Raw genomic sequence first — 15816 nt, 5'->3', positions numbered from 1 at the left:
TCCCGCCTGTCAAAATCGTTTTAATTAGCATCATAGTATTGGTTACCCTACAGGCATTTCCACAACACAATTAGTGCCACCACATAATGCCCTGCGTCGTAACCGCTGCGACCACAACATAACGCAACGCTTTGCCAAGGCATAAAAAAAAGAGTACTGGCCCCCACGAGATGCGCATCCATCCCGCTAGCAGGCACAGCAAATCCCCCACAACCGGCATCCAGCTTAATAATAGTGTGACAGCGCCATAGCGCTGCAGCCACCCCATCGCTTTCTCTTGCCATCGTGACGTTTTACGTAACGGGAAGAAACGCCCAAGGATAACGTTAGTTAACCCTCCAAGGCTATTACCCATTGTTGCTGTTAAGACTAAGACCCAGGGATGACTCACCCCGGAAACCAGCAGAGCCACTAAAACAACTTCAGAATTTCCAGGTAACAGCGTGGCGCTGAGGAAACTGCTGGCAAACAGTGACAGGAGTGACAGTCCATCACTCACAATAACCGGACATCCACGGCATCCATACCGGCCGCACGTGCAGCCTGCAGGCCGAAGTCAGCGTCTTCAAATACCACGCATTGAGTCGGGACAACGCCCATACGCTCGGCACACAGTAAAAACGTGTCAGGTGCGGGTTTATGGCGTTGTACGTGGTCAGCTGCGACGACGGCATCAAAATAGTGACGTAGCCCTAAATGCGCGAGCAGCGCCTCTGCAATGGCACTTTCGCTCCCGGTACCGACCGACATAGGCCGACGACCATGCCAGGCTTTAACAACATCAATAAGCGGCAATGGCTGAACGCTATCCAACAGCATGCTTTTAACGCTGTCGGTTTTTTCACGCGCCAGCGCATGGGGATCGAGATCGGCATGATTCAGTTCAATGACTGACTGTGCAATACGCCACGTTGGGGAACCGTTGAGTGCGACCATGGCCTGCTCGTCAAAACGGAGCCCATGACGCCCTAACACCTCATGCCACGCTTTACGGTGCGTTGGCTCGGTATCGAGAATGGTGCCATCCATATCAAAAATCAAACCCGCATAACGTTCGTACATCGTCTTCTCACAAGCCGAATGACCAGACGTTACTTTATCGTAATTGATTGATTTTGTCGCTGACAGCGAATTGAGGATTGTTCAGATTGGAGAAAGATGAGTAATGGGGAATAAAAGGAACTTGCTGTTATCTCGGAGAAGATGGTGCATCCGGGAGGATTCGAACCTCCGACCGCTCGGTTCGTAGCCGAGTACTCTATCCAGCTGAGCTACGGATGCATCAGGGAACTTATTTTACTGCCGATATTGATATCACTATAAAAGCAACATCAAGTAAGAGATGGTGCATCCGGGAGGATTCGAACCTCCGACCGCTCGGTTCGTAGCCGAGTACTCTATCCAGCTGAGCTACGGATGCATCAGGGAACTTATTTTACTGCGATATTGATATCGCTATCAAAGCAATATCAAGTAAGAGATGGTGCATCCGGGAGGATTCGAACCTCCGACCGCTCGGTTCGTAGCCGAGTACTCTATCCAGCTGAGCTACGGATGCATCAGGGAAACTTACTTTACTGCAGAGTTGATACCGCTGCTAAAGCAATATCGGATAATATGGTGCATCCGGGAGGATTCGAACCTCCGACCGCTCGGTTCGTAGCCGAGTACTCTATCCAGCTGAGCTACGGATGCAAATGGCGGTGAGGCGGGGATTCGAACCCCGGATGCAGCTTTTGACCGCATACTCCCTTAGCAGGGGAGCGCCTTCAGCCTCTCGGCCACCTCACCAACAACGCCTCTTGCGAGTGCTTCGAAGAACTTGTTTCTGCTCATCGTCGCTGCGTGGCGCACATATTACTTTCTGGTACTTATAAGTCAAACAATTTTTCCAGTGCTTTTATCGTTTGCACATTTCACGCGCAATTAGTCTGCAAAAACGGCAAAAAGAGTGTTTTATCAACAGATAAATTGGCGTTTTCTCGAGGGGGCGGGCAAACAGAAAAATTGAGGAAAAGGCAAAAAGTGCAGTGCAGCAGTGAAAACAGCGTGAAATCAGAAGAACAAGATGGGTGTCAGGAGGTAAAGCGAAAAGGAAAAGTAACAGAAACAGGAAAAGAGAGGCGCTAAATCAGGTTGCGCCTCACCAGAAAGGTGAGACGCGAAAACCTTAGTAACTGGACTGCTGGGATTTTTCAGCCTGGATACGCTGGTAGATCTCTTCCCGATGGACAGAAACTTCTTTCGGGGCGTTTACGCCGATGCGTACCTGGTTGCCCTTCACCCCTAAAACTGTCACGGTGACCTCATCGCCAATCATGAGGGTTTCACCAACTCGACGAGTCAGAATCAGCATTCTTTGCTCCTTGAAAGATTAAAAGAGTCGGGTCTCTCTGTATCCCGGCATTATCCATCATATAACGCCAAAAAGTAAGCGATGACAAACACCTAAGTGTAAGCAGTCACGGCATCACATTCTGTTAAACCTAAGTTTAGCCGATATACACAACTTCAACCTGACTTTATCGTTGTCGATAGCGTTGATGCAAACGCTGCAGATTGACCTCCGCAGCGTTGGATTACGCTTATAATTATTACAGTTTTGCGCTGACCCAGCCTTTCACACTGGCTAACGCTGTAGGCAGAGCTGCGGCATCCGTACCACCGGCTTGCGCCATGTCCGGACGACCACCACCCTTACCGCCTACCTGCTGAGCGACCATACCAATCAGTTCCCCTGCTTTCACACGGTCAGTCACATCCTTAGACACGCCCGCAATCAGAGAAACCTTACCTTCAACTACCGTTGCCAGTACGATAACGGTAGACCCCAGCTGATTTTTCAGATCATCAACCATGGTACGCAGCATTTTAGGTTCAACGTCGGTCAGTTCGCTGACCAGCAGCTTCACGCCGTTGATATCAACCGCTTTACTGGAAAGATTTGCACTCTCCTGCGCGGCGGCCTGTTCCTTCAATTGCTGCAATTCTTTCTCGAGCTGACGCGTACGCTCCAGTACGGAACGCACTTTGTCACCGATATTCTGGCTATCACCTTTCAGCAGATGCGCTATCTCGCTTAAGCGGTCGCTCTCAGCACGCACGGTATTGATAGCACCTTCGCCGGTTACAGCTTCGATACGACGCACACCCGCTGCAGTACCGGACTCAGACACGATGCGGAACAGGCCGATATCACCGGTACGGCTAGCGTGAGTACCACCACACAGTTCGGTAGAGAAATCCCCCATGCTCAGTACGCGCACGTGGTCATCATATTTCTCACCAAACAGCGCCATTGCGCCTTTGGCTTTCGCCGCGTCGAGATCCATGATGTTAGTTTCAATCGGCAGGTTGCGACGAATTTGCGCATTCACCAGATCTTCAACAGCACGAATTTCAGCTGGTTTCATCGCTTCGGTATGAGAGAAGTCGAAACGCAGAATTTTATCGTTAACCAGTGAGCCTTTCTGTGCCACGTGCGTGCCCAGAACCTGGCGCAGCGCCGCATGCATCAGGTGCGTTGCGGAGTGGTTCAAACGAATACGCGCACGACGCGCTTCATCGACGTCAGCCTGCACGGCATCGCCCACTTTCAGAGAACCCGCAGACAGTTTGCCGATGTGACCAATTGCCTGGCCATATTTTTGCGTATCGCTAACCGCAAACGCAAAGCCCGCACCTTTCAGTTCGCCTTTATCGCCAACCTGACCACCTGATTCCGCATAGAACGGCGTCTGGTCAAGGACGACAACAGCTTCCTGGCCTGCGTTAATTGCGTCTACCGTTTTACCATCTACAAACAGCGCGGTAACTTTACCGTTCAGTTCCAGATGCTCGTAGCCTTTAAATTCAGAGGTACCCTCAACGCGAATCATCGCATTGTAGTCGGCACCAAAACCGCTGGCTTCACGCGCGCGACGACGCTGTTCTTCCATTGCGGCTTCAAAGCCCGCTTCGTCAACCTTGATGTTGCGCTCACGGCAAACGTCTGCCGTCAGGTCAACCGGGAAGCCGTAGGTATCGTACAGGCGGAAGGCGGTTTCGCCATCCAGCGTATCGCCGGACAGTTTTGCCAGTTCTTCATCCAGCAGAGCCAGACCACGCTCCAGCGTGCGGGCAAACTGCTCTTCTTCAGTTTTCAGAACCTGCTCAACCAGTGCCTGCTGACGCTTCAGTTCTTCACCCGCAGAACCCATCACCTCGACCAGCGGCCCCACCAGCTTGTAGAAGAAGGTGTCTTTCGCGCCCAGCATGTTGCCATGACGCACCGCACGACGAATGATACGACGCAGCACATAGCCGCGGTTTTCATTCGACGGCACAACACCATCGGCAATCAGGAACGCGCAGGAACGGATATGGTCGGCAATCACGCGCAGCGATTTGTTGCTCAGATCGGTAGCACCGGTGACTTTCGCCACGGATTCAATCAGCGCGCGGAACAGGTCAATATCGTAGTTGGAGTTAACATGTTGCAGCACGGCTGCAATACGCTCCAGACCCATACCGGTATCTACGGACGGCTTCGGCAGCGGTTCCATAGTACCGTCAGCCTGACGGTTAAACTGCATGAAGACGATGTTCCAGATCTCAATGTAGCGATCGCCATCTTCTTCTGCGCTTCCCGGAGGGCCACCCCAAATGTGGTCGCCGTGATCGTAGAAAATTTCGGTGCACGGACCGCAAGGACCGGTGTCACCCATCTGCCAGAAGTTGTCGGAGGCATAGGCCGCACCTTTGTTATCACCAATACGGATGATACGTTCGCGCGGAATACCGACTTCTTTCTCCCAGATTTCAAAGGCTTCATCGTCAGTTTCGTAAACGGTTACCCACAGACGCTCTTTCGGCAGGGCAAACCAGTTTTCACCGGTCAGCAGTTCCCATGCATACTGGATGGCGTCGTGTTTGAAGTAATCGCCGAAGCTGAAGTTACCCAGCATTTCGAAGAAAGTATGGTGACGTGCAGTGTAGCCGACGTTTTCCAGATCATTGTGTTTACCGCCCGCACGTACGCAACGCTGCGAAGTGGTTGCGCGGGAATAATTACGCTTGTCGAGACCAAGGAAAACATCCTTGAACTGGTTCATCCCGGCGTTGGTAAACAACAAAGTAGGGTCATTGTTTGGAACCAGGGAGCTGCTGGCAACTACCTGATGTCCTTTACTGTGGAAAAAATCGAGAAACGCCTGACGGATCTCAGCAGTGCTCTTGCTCATAATTATCCTGAAGAAATCAAGCTAACGAAATGTCATCACCAGCACAGGCACGTAAACAGCGCCGCTGGCAATCGAAAAGTGGGAATAAGATAAGTTTTCTTCACGGGGAAGTAAAATCCCGTATGCGCTCAATCGTCAAAATTTCGCCATATTGTCTGAATATCTTCTATCAGATAGCCGCGATAGAGCAAAAAACGCTGGACCTTCACCTTTTTTGCAAAATCCACCGGCAAGGGCTCACCGTATTTTCTGATGGCTTGATCTCGCGCCAACTGCGCCCACTCAATCTCACATTCACGCATCGCGCGTTCGATGGCTTCGCGGGAAATACCTTTCTGTCCCAACTCCTGGCGCACACGTGCGGGGCCATAGCCTTTACGGCTACGACTGGCGATAAATTGCTGAACGAAACGGTCGTCATCCAGGTAGCGGCTTTCTATACACCAGGCAATAACCTTATCGTAATCCTCTGGCGTAGCATCAATGTCTTCCGGTCCATTTTTTCCCATAACCGGGGCTGCCAGTTTCCGTCGCAGTTCCTGCTCACTGTGATCGCGCATGGCAAGTATGCGCACAGCGCGGTCAAGCAGTCGAGAATACGCGGATCGGCGAGACGTTGAATCTGTCATAGTGCACCTTCAGAAATGGAAAAGGGCCGCATCATATGCAGCCCTTTTTATACGATAAAATCAGATTATCAGAAATCTTCGTTCGTTTCTTTTACGCCTTCACTGCTGTCATCAACGGAGAAGTCCGGTTTTGAATCCTGGTTATTGAGCAGTAACTCGCGAACTTTTTTCTCAATTTCTTTTGCGGTAGTCGGGTTTTCTTTCAGCCAGTTGGTTGCGTTCGCTTTACCCTGACCAATTTTTTCACCGTTGTAGCTGTACCATGCGCCGGCTTTTTCAATCAGCTTCTCTTTCACGCCCAGGTCAACCAGTTCACCGTAGAAGTTGATGCCTTCACCGTAAAGGATCTGGAATTCGGCCTGTTTAAACGGCGCAGCAATTTTGTTTTTCACGACCTTAACGCGGGTTTCACTACCGACTACGTTATCGCCCTCTTTCACCGCGCCAATACGACGGATGTCCAGACGAACAGAGGCGTAGAATTTCAGTGCGTTACCACCGGTCGTGGTTTCCGGGTTACCGAACATGACGCCAATCTTCATACGGATCTGGTTGATGAAAATCAGCAGCGTATTGGACTGTTTCAGGTTACCCGCCAGTTTACGCATTGCCTGGCTCATCATACGTGCCGCGAGGCCCATGTGAGAGTCACCGATCTCGCCTTCGATTTCCGCCTTCGGCGTCAGCGCGGCAACGGAGTCAACAACGATAACGTCTACGGCACCGGAACGCGCCAGTGCGTCACAGATTTCCAGCGCTTGTTCACCGGTATCTGGCTGAGAGCACAGCAGGTTGTCGATATCAACACCAAGCTTACGAGCATAAACAGGGTCAAGCGCGTGTTCTGCATCGATGAACGCACAGGTTTTACCTTCGCGCTGTGCGGCAGCAATCACCTGCAGCGTCAGGGTCGTTTTACCGGAGGATTCTGGCCCGTAGATTTCGACGATACGCCCCATCGGCAAACCGCCTGCACCCAATGCGATATCCAGAGAAAGCGAACCGGTGGAGATGGTTTCCACGTCCATGGAACGGTCTTCACCCAGGCGCATGATGGAGCCTTTACCGAATTGCTTTTCGATCTGGCCCAGCGCTGCCGCCAACGCTTTCTGTTTGTTTTCGTCGATAGCCATTAATTACTCCTGTCATGCCACTCTCGGGTTGAACCAAGAATCGTGAAAGATGATGTTCTGTTGACGCAATTATACTGTATGCTCATACAGTATCAAGTATTTTGTAGAAATTGTTGCCACAGGGTCTGTAACGCATAGGCGGTCGCCTGTCTACGCACCGCATCGCGGTCGCCGCTGAAGCATTCCCGGCGCGTGATCCCCTCGCCGCTTACGCTGGCAAAGGCAAACCAGACGGTCCCAACCGGCTTGTCTTCGCTGCCACCATCCGGCCCGGCAACTCCGCTTATAGAAACGGCGAAATCAGCGCGGGCCGCTTTTAACGCGCCAATGGCCATTTCAACAACCACCGGTTCACTCACCGCGCCATGCTGTGCCAGCGTCGCTTCTCGCACACCAATCATCTGCGACTTGGCTTCGTTACTGTAGGTCACGAATCCGCGCTCAAACCAGGCGGAACTGCCGGCGATATCCGTAATGACTTTCGCTACCCAACCGCCGGTACAGGACTCTGCGGTGGTCATCGTCGCGCCGCGCGCTTTCAATGCCAGCCCTACCTGTTCACTTAACTGCATCAGTTCACTGTCGGTCATTTCAGCCTCTGTCAGTTAAAAAATATGCCGGACAAGATAGCACTTTCAAAACAAATGTGGGGATGAGGAGAGTAATTTACGAGGGGGATTCCGGAAATAGATCCGTCGCGTCAAGAAGATCTGCCGGATGGCGGTGCCAGGCATCCTATCCGGCCTACAAGAGGTTTCCTCCTGTAGACCGGTTGCGGGTAATTACTGTACGCGCGCCAGCGCTACAGCCTGACCTAATTGCCAGACGGCCATCGCGTAATGCGTGCTGTGGTTGTAGCGGGTAATGGTGTAGAAGTTCGGCAGCCCGTACCAGTATTGGTAACCAGTGCCAATATCCAGACGCAGCAGGCTGGCCTGCTGATGGTTACCCAACGACTGCTGTGGCGTCAGACCTGCAGCCGCAAGCTGAGAAATGCTGTACTGGGTTTTAAACCCGTTTGCCAGCCCTGGCGCCTGGCCATTTGCCGGCACCGCCACCGTATCGCCTTTCACCCAACCGTGACCTTTAAAGTAGTTTGCTACACTGCCGATGGCATCCTCCGGATCCCACAGGTTGATGTGCCCATCGCCATTGAAATCAACCGCATATTCTTTGTAAGAGGACGGCATGAACTGCCCGTAGCCCATTGCACCGGCAAAGGAGCCTTTCAGGTCCAGCGGGTCATCGCTTTCATCTCGAGCCATCAGCAGGAAGGTTTCCAGCTCACCGGAGAAGTATTCCGCCCGACGCGGATAGTTAAACGACAGCGTCGCCAGCGCATCCAGAATACGCGTTTTACCCATCACGCGACCCCAGCGGGTTTCGACACCGATAATGCCAACAATAATTTCCGGTGGTACGCCGTAGACCTGCCATGCGCGCTTCAACGCATCTTCATGCTGGTTCCAGAACGCCACGCCATTTTGCACGTTATCTGGCGTGATGAACTGCTTGCGATAGCGCAGCCATGCGCCGTTAGGCCCGGCTGGCGGCTGCGTTGTCGGTGCCTGACGGTCCATCAAGCGCAGAACGTAGTCCAGACGTTTGGCCTGCGACAGGATCTCCTGCAACTGCTGACGGTCAAAGCCGTGCTTGCTCACCATTTTATCGATGAACTGTTGCGCATTCGGATTATTGGCGAAGTCGCCGCCCGACAGCATGACGTTGTGTTGCGGCTCAAGCAGGAAGCCGCCAGAAGGCGTACCCGTTGTCGTTTGAGTCTCTGAAGGTTTTGGTTTGCTACTACAGGCAGCAAGCAACACACAAAGGGGAAGTAATGCTACATAACGACGCTTGAACATGAGACATCCATTAAACAGATTCAGCCAGAGAGAAGTATGGTAAAGCATCCACCGCCACACAAGGAAGCGGTAGTCGCGCTCCTTCGCAGAATTTACCGCCCCTTTCACCGTTTACCACCCCATTTGCGATCCCTCACGCAATAACTTTCACAATAAAATATTTATCTTTCATTTTGCGATCAAAATAACACTTTAAAATCTTTCATTGTGATTAAAATAAACCACGTTCTAGCAAATTCCCAACCCCCTACAGGAGAGAATAATGATCGACACCATCACCCTGGGCGCAGAGTGGTTCATCGGGCTGTTTCAGAAAGGCGGAGAAGTGTTCACCAGCATGGTCACCGGGATTCTTCCACTGTTAATTAGCCTGCTGGTCATCATGAACGCGCTCATTAACTTTATTGGCCAGCAGCGAATTGAACGTTTTGCTCAACGCTGTGCCGGAAACCCGCTGTCTCGCTATCTACTGCTGCCGTGCATCGGCACCTTTGTTTTTTGTAATCCGATGACGTTGAGTCTGGGCCGGTTTATGCCCGAGAAGTACAAACCCAGTTACTACGCGGCAGCCTCTTATAGCTGCCACTCAATGAACGGGCTGTTTCCACACATCAATCCCGGCGAACTGTTTGTCTATCTGGGGATCGCCAGCGGCCTGACCACGCTTGGCCTGCCGCTCGGTCCACTCGCGGTGAGCTATCTGCTGGTTGGCCTGGTGACAAACTTCTTCCGCGGCTGGGTGACCGACCTCACCACCTCCATCTTCGAAAAGAAAATGGGCATTCAACTTGAGCAGAAAGTCCATCTGGCGGGAGCGACATCATGAGGCGTATTCGTATTGAAAGAGGTACCGGTGGCTGGGGTGGCCCGCTTGAACTGGACGCAACCCCCGGTAAGAAAATTGTCTATATCACCGCAGGAACACGCCCGGCGATTGTCGACAAGCTGGCGCAATTAACCGGCTGGCAGGCTATTGATGGCTTTAAAGAGGGCGAGCCTGCAGAAGACGAAATCGGCGCAGCCATCATCGACTGCGGCGGCACGCTACGCTGCGGTATTTACCCGAAACGCCGGATTCCGACAATTAACATTCATTCCACCGGGAAGTCCGGCCCACTGGCGCAGTACATTACCGAAGATATTTATGTCTCCGGCGTCAAAGAAGACAACATTACCGCAGTCGGTGAAGCCGCCACCACGCCACCACCGGCAGGCACCACGGCGGGTCGCGACTACGACACCAGTAAAAAGATCACTGAACAGAGCGATGGCCTGCTGGCGAAAGTCGGCATGGGCATGGGTTCCGCCGTGGCGGTATTGTTCCAGTCCGGGCGAGACACGATTGATACCGTACTGAAAACCATTCTGCCGTTTATGGCATTCGTCTCGGCGTTGATCGGCATCATCATGGCCTCCGGTCTGGGTGACTGGATCGCCCACGGCCTGGCGCCGCTGGCCAGCCATCCGCTGGGGCTCGTGACGCTGGCATTAATCTGTTCCTTCCCGCTGCTGTCGCCGTTCCTCGGCCCAGGCGCGGTGATCGCTCAGGTTATCGGCGTATTGATTGGTGTGCAGATTGGTCTGGGCAACATCCCTCCACATCTGGCGCTGCCTGCGCTATTCGCGATCAACGCCCAGGCCGCCTGTGACTTCATCCCTGTGGGATTATCACTGGCAGAAGCCCGTCAGGACACCGTGCGCGTCGGCGTGCCGTCCGTACTGGTAAGCCGCTTCCTGACTGGCGCGCCTACCGTTCTCATCGCCTGGTTTGTTTCCGGCTTTATTTATCAATAAGAGGCGCTCAAAGATGACCGTGATCTATCAAACCACCATCACCCGCATTGGCCAGAGCGCACCGGATGCACTCTGTGACCAGATGCTGATTACCTTTCGTGAAGGCGCGCCTGCGGATATCGAAGAGTTTTGTTTCATCCACTGCCACGGCGAGCTAAATGGCGTTCTGCAGGCGGGTATTCAGTTTGAGCTGGGCCAGCATCGCTACCCAGTCACCGCCGTGGGTAGTGTGGCAGAAATGAACTTGCGTGAACTGGGGCATATCACCCTGCGCTTCGACGGACAGAGTGAAGCGGAATTTCCTGGCACCGTACACGTTGCGGGGCCGGTACCGGACGCCATCGCGCCGGGCTGTATTTTGAAGTTTGTTGCTTAAGCGTAAAGGAGAGAAAAATGAATCAAGTTGCCGTTGTCATTGGTGGAGGCCAGACCCTGGGGGCATTCCTTTGCCGTGGGCTTGCGACAGAGGGATACCGCGTTGCGGTGGTCGATATTCAAAGCGATAAAGCCGCAAACGTGGCGCAGGAAATTAATGCCGAGTTTGGTGAGGGTACCGCTTACGGCTTTGGTGCCGACGCCACCAGCGAACAAAGCGTGCTGGCGCTATCACGCGGGGTAGATGAGATATTCGGTCGCGCCGACCTGCTGGTTTACAGTGCCGGTATCGCCAAAGCGGCGTTTATCAGCGACTTTGAGCTTGGAGATTTCGACCGCTCGCTGCAGGTGAATCTGGTCGGTTATTTCCTCTGTGCACGTGAATTCTCACGCCTGATGATCCGCGACGGCGTGCAGGGGCGCATTATCCAGATCAACTCAAAATCCGGCAAAGTGGGCAGCAAACACAACTCAGGTTACAGCGCAGCAAAATTCGGCGGCGTGGGCTTAACCCAGTCACTGGCGCTGGATCTCGCGGAATACGGGATTACCGTGCATTCCTTGATGCTCGGTAATCTGTTGAAATCACCGATGTTCCAGTCGTTGTTACCACAGTATGCCACCAAGCTTGGCCTAAAACCGGATGAAGTGGAGCAGTACTATGTGGATAAGGTCCCACTCAAGCGCGGCTGCGATTATCAGGACGTGCTGAACATGTTGCTGTTTTACGCCAGCCCGAAAGCGTCTTACTGCACCGGACAATCGATTAACGTCACCGGCGGTCAGGTGATGTTCTAAGAGGTATGATTGCCGGGTGGCGCTACGCTTATCCGGCATATAATCAAGGAGCAATAACATGGTTTCCGCACTGATTACCGTCGCCGCCATCGCCTGGTGCCTACAGCTAGCGCTGGGCGGCTGGCAAATATCCCGCTTTAATCGCGCGTTCGACAAGCTTTGTCAGCAGGGTCGGGTCGGCGTCGGGCGTTCCGGCGGACGTTTTAAACCGCGCGTTGTGGTTGCTATCGCTCTGGATGAGCAACAGCGGGTAACTGATACGTTATTTATGAAAGGTCTTACCGTATTCGCCAGACCAGGCAAAATTGCCCCGATAATGGGCAAACATCTTGATGAATTACAGCCTGATGTGATCTTTCCCCATGATCCTCTCTCCCAAAATGCACTATCATTGGCGCTTAAACTGAAACATGGATAATTTCGTTATGAATGCTATTAGCTTGCGAAATTATCATTTTGCAACCTACACCCTAAATAATTCGAGTTGCAGGACAAAACGCCTCGGCTGTTTTGAACAGCGCTTGCGCTGGCCCCGAAGGGGTGAGGCCGTAAGGCCGAATAAAGCCTACGCACATGCAGCTTGAAGTATGACGGGTATATACATAAGTCAGGGTAATCACGCCTATGAAACCTCGTCAGCGTCAGGCTGCCATACTGGAGCACCTGCAAAAGCAGGGAAAATGCTCGGTTGAAGAACTGGCCCACTACTTTGACACAACCGGCACGACCATTCGCAAAGACCTGGTCACTCTGGAAAATGCCGGCACCGTCATTCGCACCTATGGCGGCGTAGTATTAAACAAAGACGAATCTGACCCGCCCATCGATCACAAAACGCTAATCAACACGCATAAAAAAGCGCAAATTGCCGAAGCCGCCGTGCGTTTTATTCACGACGGCGACTCAATCATTCTCGACGCAGGCAGCACCGTTTTGCAGATGGTGCCGATGCTCACCCGCTTTAGTAACATCACCGTGATGACCAACAGCCTGCACATTGTTAACGCCCTTTCGGAACTGGACAACGAGCAAACTATCCTGATGCCCGGCGGGACATTTCGCAAAAAATCGGCGTCATTTCACGGACAGCTGGCAGAAAATGCCTTCGAGCAGTTCAGCTTTGATAAACTCTTCATGGGGACCGACGGCATCGATCTGAATGCGGGTGTGACCACTTTTAATGAGGTCTATACCGTCAGCAAGGCGATGTGCAATGCCGCTCGCGAAGTAATTCTGATGGCGGACTCGTCGAAATTCGGGCGCAAAAGCCCCAATGTGGTATGCAGTCTGGAAAGCGTCGACAAGCTGATTACTGATGCGGGCATCGACCCTGTATTTCGTCAGGCGCTGGAAGCAAAAGGGATAGAAGTGATCATAACCGGAGAAACCAATGAGTGATGCACTACTGAACGCGGGCCGTCAGACGTTAATGCTGGAACTCCAGGAAGCCAGCCGACTGCCAGAACGCCTCGGCGATGACTTTGTTCGTGCCGCCAATACTATCATCCACTGCGAAGGCAAAGTGATTGTCTCCGGAATTGGTAAATCTGGCCATATTGGCAAAAAAATCGCCGCGACCCTCGCCAGCACCGGCACCCCGGCATTCTTCGTGCATCCAGCGGAAGCACTGCACGGCGACTTAGGCATGATTGAAAGCCGCGATGTGATGCTCTTCATCTCCTACTCTGGCGGCGCGAAAGAGTTGGATCTCATCATTCCGCGTCTGGAAGACAAATCCGTCGCGCTGCTGGCGATGACCGGAAAACCCACCTCGCCATTAGGTCTGGCCGCCAAAGCCGTACTGGATATTTCGGTTGAACGTGAAGCCTGTCCGATGCGTCTGGCACCCACCTCCAGCACCGTCAACACACTGATGATGGGCGATGCGCTGGCAATTGCCGTCATGCAAGCGCGCGGTTTTAACGAAGAGGATTTTGCGCGTTCTCATCCAGCCGGAGCACTGGGCGCTCGTCTGTTAAACAAGGTGCACCACCTGATGCGCCGCGACGACGCCGTACCGCAGGTGACGCTTACTACCAGCGTTATGGACGCCATGCTGGAACTGAGCCGCACCGGTCTGGGTCTGGTGGCGGTCTGCGACGAACAGTCTTTGGTGAAAGGTGTCTTTACCGACGGTGACCTGCGTCGCTGGCTGGTTGGTGGCGGCGCACTCAGCACGGAAGTACGCGAAGCGATGACCCCGAATGGCGTCACGCTGCAGGCACAAAGCCGCGCGATTGACGCCAAAGAGGTTCTGATGAAGCGCAAAATCACTGCCGCACCGGTGGTGGATGAAAACGGCAAACTCACCGGCGCAATTAACCTGCAGGATTTTTATCAGGCGGGCATTCTCTAATCCTTCAGTCCCAGACGCTTCGCCAGCCGATGCAGGTTGGCGACGTCGGTTTCCAGCGCCCGCGCGCTTGCCGCCCAGCTATGGTTATTCTGCGCCAGCGCCCGGCGGATCATCTCCCGCTGAAAAGACTCCGTGGCTTCGCGCAGATTGTGATTCTGCGGGATCTCCGCCATGACGTCGGCTTCAGCCTGCGGCGTATGCGCCTCTTCCTGTAAGGCAAAGTGCTGCGGCTCCAGCACCACTTCATCCCCTGCCCTTGTTGCCCTGGCCAGCACCACCGCACGATGAATAGCATGTTCCAGCTCACGCACGTTACCCGGCCAACCGTAGCTCAGCAGATGGCGACGCGCACCAGGGCTTAGCACCACACGGGAAAGTCCCAGCCGCAGCCGGCACTGTTCGCAAAAATAACCCGCCAGCAAAACCACATCTTCACCGCGCTCACGCAGCGGCGGTACCGAAAGGGGAAAGACGCTCAGACGGTGGAACAGGTCGGCACGGAAATTCCCGGCCAGCACCTCTTCGCGTAAATCACGGTTGGTGGCTGCCAGCACGCGAACATCCACCCGCAGGCTGCGATCGTCACCCACTCGCTGAATATCACCGTACTGCAACACGCGCAGCAGCTTGGCCTGCAACGCCAGTGACAGTTCGCCAATCTCGTCCAGGAACAGCGTGCCGTTGTCCGCCATTTCGAACTTGCCGCTACGGTTGCTGATGGCCCCGGTAAAGGCACCTTTCACATGGCCAAACAGTTCGCTTTCCGCGACGCTTTCTGGCAACGCGGCACAGTTAAGATACACCAGCGGATTCACCGCACGCGGAGAGCCTTCATGAATTGCTTTCGCCACCAGCTCTTTCCCGGTTCCCGTTTCGCCGCTGATTAAGACGTTAAGATCGGAGCCTGCCACAATTTCAATCTCTTTTTTCAGCTGCATCATATTAGGCGACAGGCCTATCATCTGCGTTTCCGTCACCTGTTCGAAAGCGGTGGACGAACCCGGCAGCATATTCTGGCTTTCCAGCTGTTCAATCAGCAGCGCATTGCTCAGCGCCCCCGCCGCCAGTGCGGCAATCAACCTAAGCTCTTCATCGCTGAAGACATCGAACTGATCTGGCTCCATACCATCCAGCGTCAGCGCGCCAATCAAATTTTGTCCGGCAAACAGCGGCAGCCCAATGCAGGCATGGACCTTCAGGCTTTCCTGGCCGGGGATCAGCCCATCGTACGGATCGGGCAAATCGCTGTCGGCTGGAAAACGCACCACGTCCCCGGCGCGGGCAATCGCTTCCAGACGCGGATGCCCCTCCAGCGTAAAACGTCTGCCGAGAACATCCTGCGCCAGCCCGTCGATCGCCAGCGGAATAAACTGTCGTGATTCATAGCGCAGCAGCGCCGACGCATCACACTCCAGCACCTGACGCAGCGTCGTGATCAGGCGTTGAAAACGATCCTGATGCCCAATACCGCTTTGTAATTCAATGGCGATACCCGCCAGCACATCAACGGAAAAACTCATGGCTACCTCATTGTCATTTTGACAATGCATATTGTCATATTGACAACAAAAAGCATAGTCATTTTGACAGCTCATTTAGAGAGGTAAAACATTAAACTGTTATAAATCAATTAAATAAAAAGTTGGC

16 protein-coding genes and 5 tRNA genes are annotated in these 15816 nt (G+C 53.4%); 7 read left to right on the top strand and 14 right to left on the bottom strand.

From position 1 onward, the window contains the following. Nucleotides 1-70: 70 nt before the first annotated feature. The 13 genes from AC3ITF_RS04915 to mltB form a co-directional block, all read right to left on the bottom strand. Nucleotides 71-499, bottom strand: a complete 429-nt coding sequence (locus tag AC3ITF_RS04915) for a YqaA family protein (protein ID WP_115257642.1) — start codon at nucleotides 497-499, stop codon at nucleotides 71-73. Continuing rightward, nucleotides 496-1062 (bottom strand): fructose-1-phosphate/6-phosphogluconate phosphatase, encoded by a 567-nt coding sequence (gene yqaB, locus AC3ITF_RS04910; protein WP_096755991.1) that lies wholly within the window; start codon nucleotides 1060-1062, stop codon nucleotides 496-498. Before yqaB ends, AC3ITF_RS04915 begins: the two co-directional genes overlap by 4 nt. Before the next feature lie 142 nt (nucleotides 1063-1204). Continuing rightward, nucleotides 1205-1281: transfer RNA gene (locus AC3ITF_RS04905), tRNA-Arg, on the bottom strand. A gap of 62 nt (nucleotides 1282-1343) precedes the next feature. Continuing rightward, nucleotides 1344-1420: transfer RNA gene (locus AC3ITF_RS04900), tRNA-Arg, on the bottom strand. Between the two features lie 61 nt (nucleotides 1421-1481). After that, nucleotides 1482-1558: transfer RNA gene (locus AC3ITF_RS04895), tRNA-Arg, on the bottom strand. A 60-nt stretch (nucleotides 1559-1618) separates the two neighbouring features. After that, nucleotides 1619-1695: transfer RNA gene (locus AC3ITF_RS04890), tRNA-Arg, on the bottom strand. Between the two features lie 3 nt (nucleotides 1696-1698). Then, nucleotides 1699-1791, bottom strand: a tRNA-Ser gene (locus tag AC3ITF_RS04885). A 379-nt stretch (nucleotides 1792-2170) separates the two neighbouring features. Beyond that, nucleotides 2171-2356, bottom strand: a complete 186-nt coding sequence (csrA, locus tag AC3ITF_RS04880; protein WP_000906486.1) for a carbon storage regulator CsrA — start codon at nucleotides 2354-2356, stop codon at nucleotides 2171-2173. Nucleotides 2357-2594: 238 nt separating this feature from the next. Further along, nucleotides 2595-5222, bottom strand: a complete 2628-nt coding sequence (alaS, locus tag AC3ITF_RS04875) for an alanine--tRNA ligase (RefSeq protein ID WP_153880092.1) — start codon at nucleotides 5220-5222, stop codon at nucleotides 2595-2597. 128 nt (nucleotides 5223-5350) lie between these two features. Continuing rightward, nucleotides 5351-5851 (bottom strand): recombination regulator RecX, encoded by a 501-nt coding sequence (recX, locus tag AC3ITF_RS04870; protein ID WP_489176182.1) that lies wholly within the window; start codon nucleotides 5849-5851, stop codon nucleotides 5351-5353. A 68-nt stretch (nucleotides 5852-5919) separates the two neighbouring features. Next, nucleotides 5920-6984, bottom strand: a complete 1065-nt coding sequence (gene recA / locus AC3ITF_RS04865) for a recombinase RecA (protein WP_115257638.1) — start codon at nucleotides 6982-6984, stop codon at nucleotides 5920-5922. Nucleotides 6985-7076: 92 nt separating this feature from the next. After that, nucleotides 7077-7574, bottom strand: coding sequence for a nicotinamide-nucleotide amidase (pncC, locus tag AC3ITF_RS04860; RefSeq protein ID WP_096755986.1), 498 nt, complete (start codon nucleotides 7572-7574; stop codon nucleotides 7077-7079). 192 nt (nucleotides 7575-7766) lie between these two features. Next, nucleotides 7767-8846 (bottom strand): lytic murein transglycosylase B, encoded by a 1080-nt coding sequence (mltB, locus tag AC3ITF_RS04855; RefSeq protein ID WP_096755985.1) that lies wholly within the window; start codon nucleotides 8844-8846, stop codon nucleotides 7767-7769. A 262-nt stretch (nucleotides 8847-9108) separates the two neighbouring features. Here mltB and srlA point away from each other — a divergent pair, with 262 nt between their 5' ends. From srlA to gutQ, 7 genes are all read left to right on the top strand, one after another. Next, nucleotides 9109-9672, top strand: a complete 564-nt coding sequence (gene srlA / locus AC3ITF_RS04850) for a PTS glucitol/sorbitol transporter subunit IIC (RefSeq protein WP_096755984.1) — start codon at nucleotides 9109-9111, stop codon at nucleotides 9670-9672. Further along, nucleotides 9669-10640 (top strand): PTS glucitol/sorbitol transporter subunit IIB, encoded by a 972-nt coding sequence (gene srlE, locus AC3ITF_RS04845; RefSeq protein WP_489176181.1) that lies wholly within the window; start codon nucleotides 9669-9671, stop codon nucleotides 10638-10640. Before srlA ends, srlE begins: the two co-directional genes overlap by 4 nt. Before the next feature lie 13 nt (nucleotides 10641-10653). After that, complete coding sequence (srlB, locus tag AC3ITF_RS04840; protein WP_096755982.1) at nucleotides 10654-11016, top strand: PTS glucitol/sorbitol transporter subunit IIA; 363 nt, start codon at nucleotides 10654-10656, stop codon at nucleotides 11014-11016. 17 nt (nucleotides 11017-11033) lie between these two features. Beyond that, on the top strand, nucleotides 11034-11813 hold the full coding sequence (gene srlD, locus AC3ITF_RS04835; RefSeq protein ID WP_115257636.1) for a sorbitol-6-phosphate dehydrogenase: 780 nt from the start codon (nucleotides 11034-11036) through the stop codon (nucleotides 11811-11813). Between the two features lie 58 nt (nucleotides 11814-11871). Then, nucleotides 11872-12231 carry a transcriptional regulator GutM gene (gene gutM / locus AC3ITF_RS04830; RefSeq protein ID WP_115257635.1) on the top strand — a complete coding sequence of 120 codons (360 nt, stop codon included), beginning with the start codon at nucleotides 11872-11874 and terminating at the stop codon, nucleotides 12229-12231. Between the two features lie 206 nt (nucleotides 12232-12437). Next, nucleotides 12438-13211 carry a glucitol operon DNA-binding transcriptional repressor SrlR gene (gene srlR, locus AC3ITF_RS04825; RefSeq protein WP_117343186.1) on the top strand — a complete coding sequence of 258 codons (774 nt, stop codon included), beginning with the start codon at nucleotides 12438-12440 and terminating at the stop codon, nucleotides 13209-13211. Continuing rightward, on the top strand, nucleotides 13204-14169 hold the full coding sequence (gene gutQ / locus AC3ITF_RS04820) for an arabinose-5-phosphate isomerase GutQ (RefSeq protein WP_096755978.1): 966 nt from the start codon (nucleotides 13204-13206) through the stop codon (nucleotides 14167-14169). The genes srlR and gutQ overlap by 8 nt, the downstream gene beginning before the upstream one ends. On the opposite strand, the gene norR is transcribed toward gutQ, so the two are convergent. After that, nucleotides 14166-15689, bottom strand: coding sequence for a nitric oxide reductase transcriptional regulator NorR (norR, locus tag AC3ITF_RS04815; protein ID WP_096755977.1), 1524 nt, complete (start codon nucleotides 15687-15689; stop codon nucleotides 14166-14168). The genes gutQ and norR overlap by 4 nt on opposite strands. Between the last annotated feature and the right edge of the window lie 127 nt (nucleotides 15690-15816).

The organism is Citrobacter sp. KH_055_1 (genome assembly GCF_057838705.1).
This window is presented reverse-complemented; position numbering and strand designations above follow the sequence as displayed.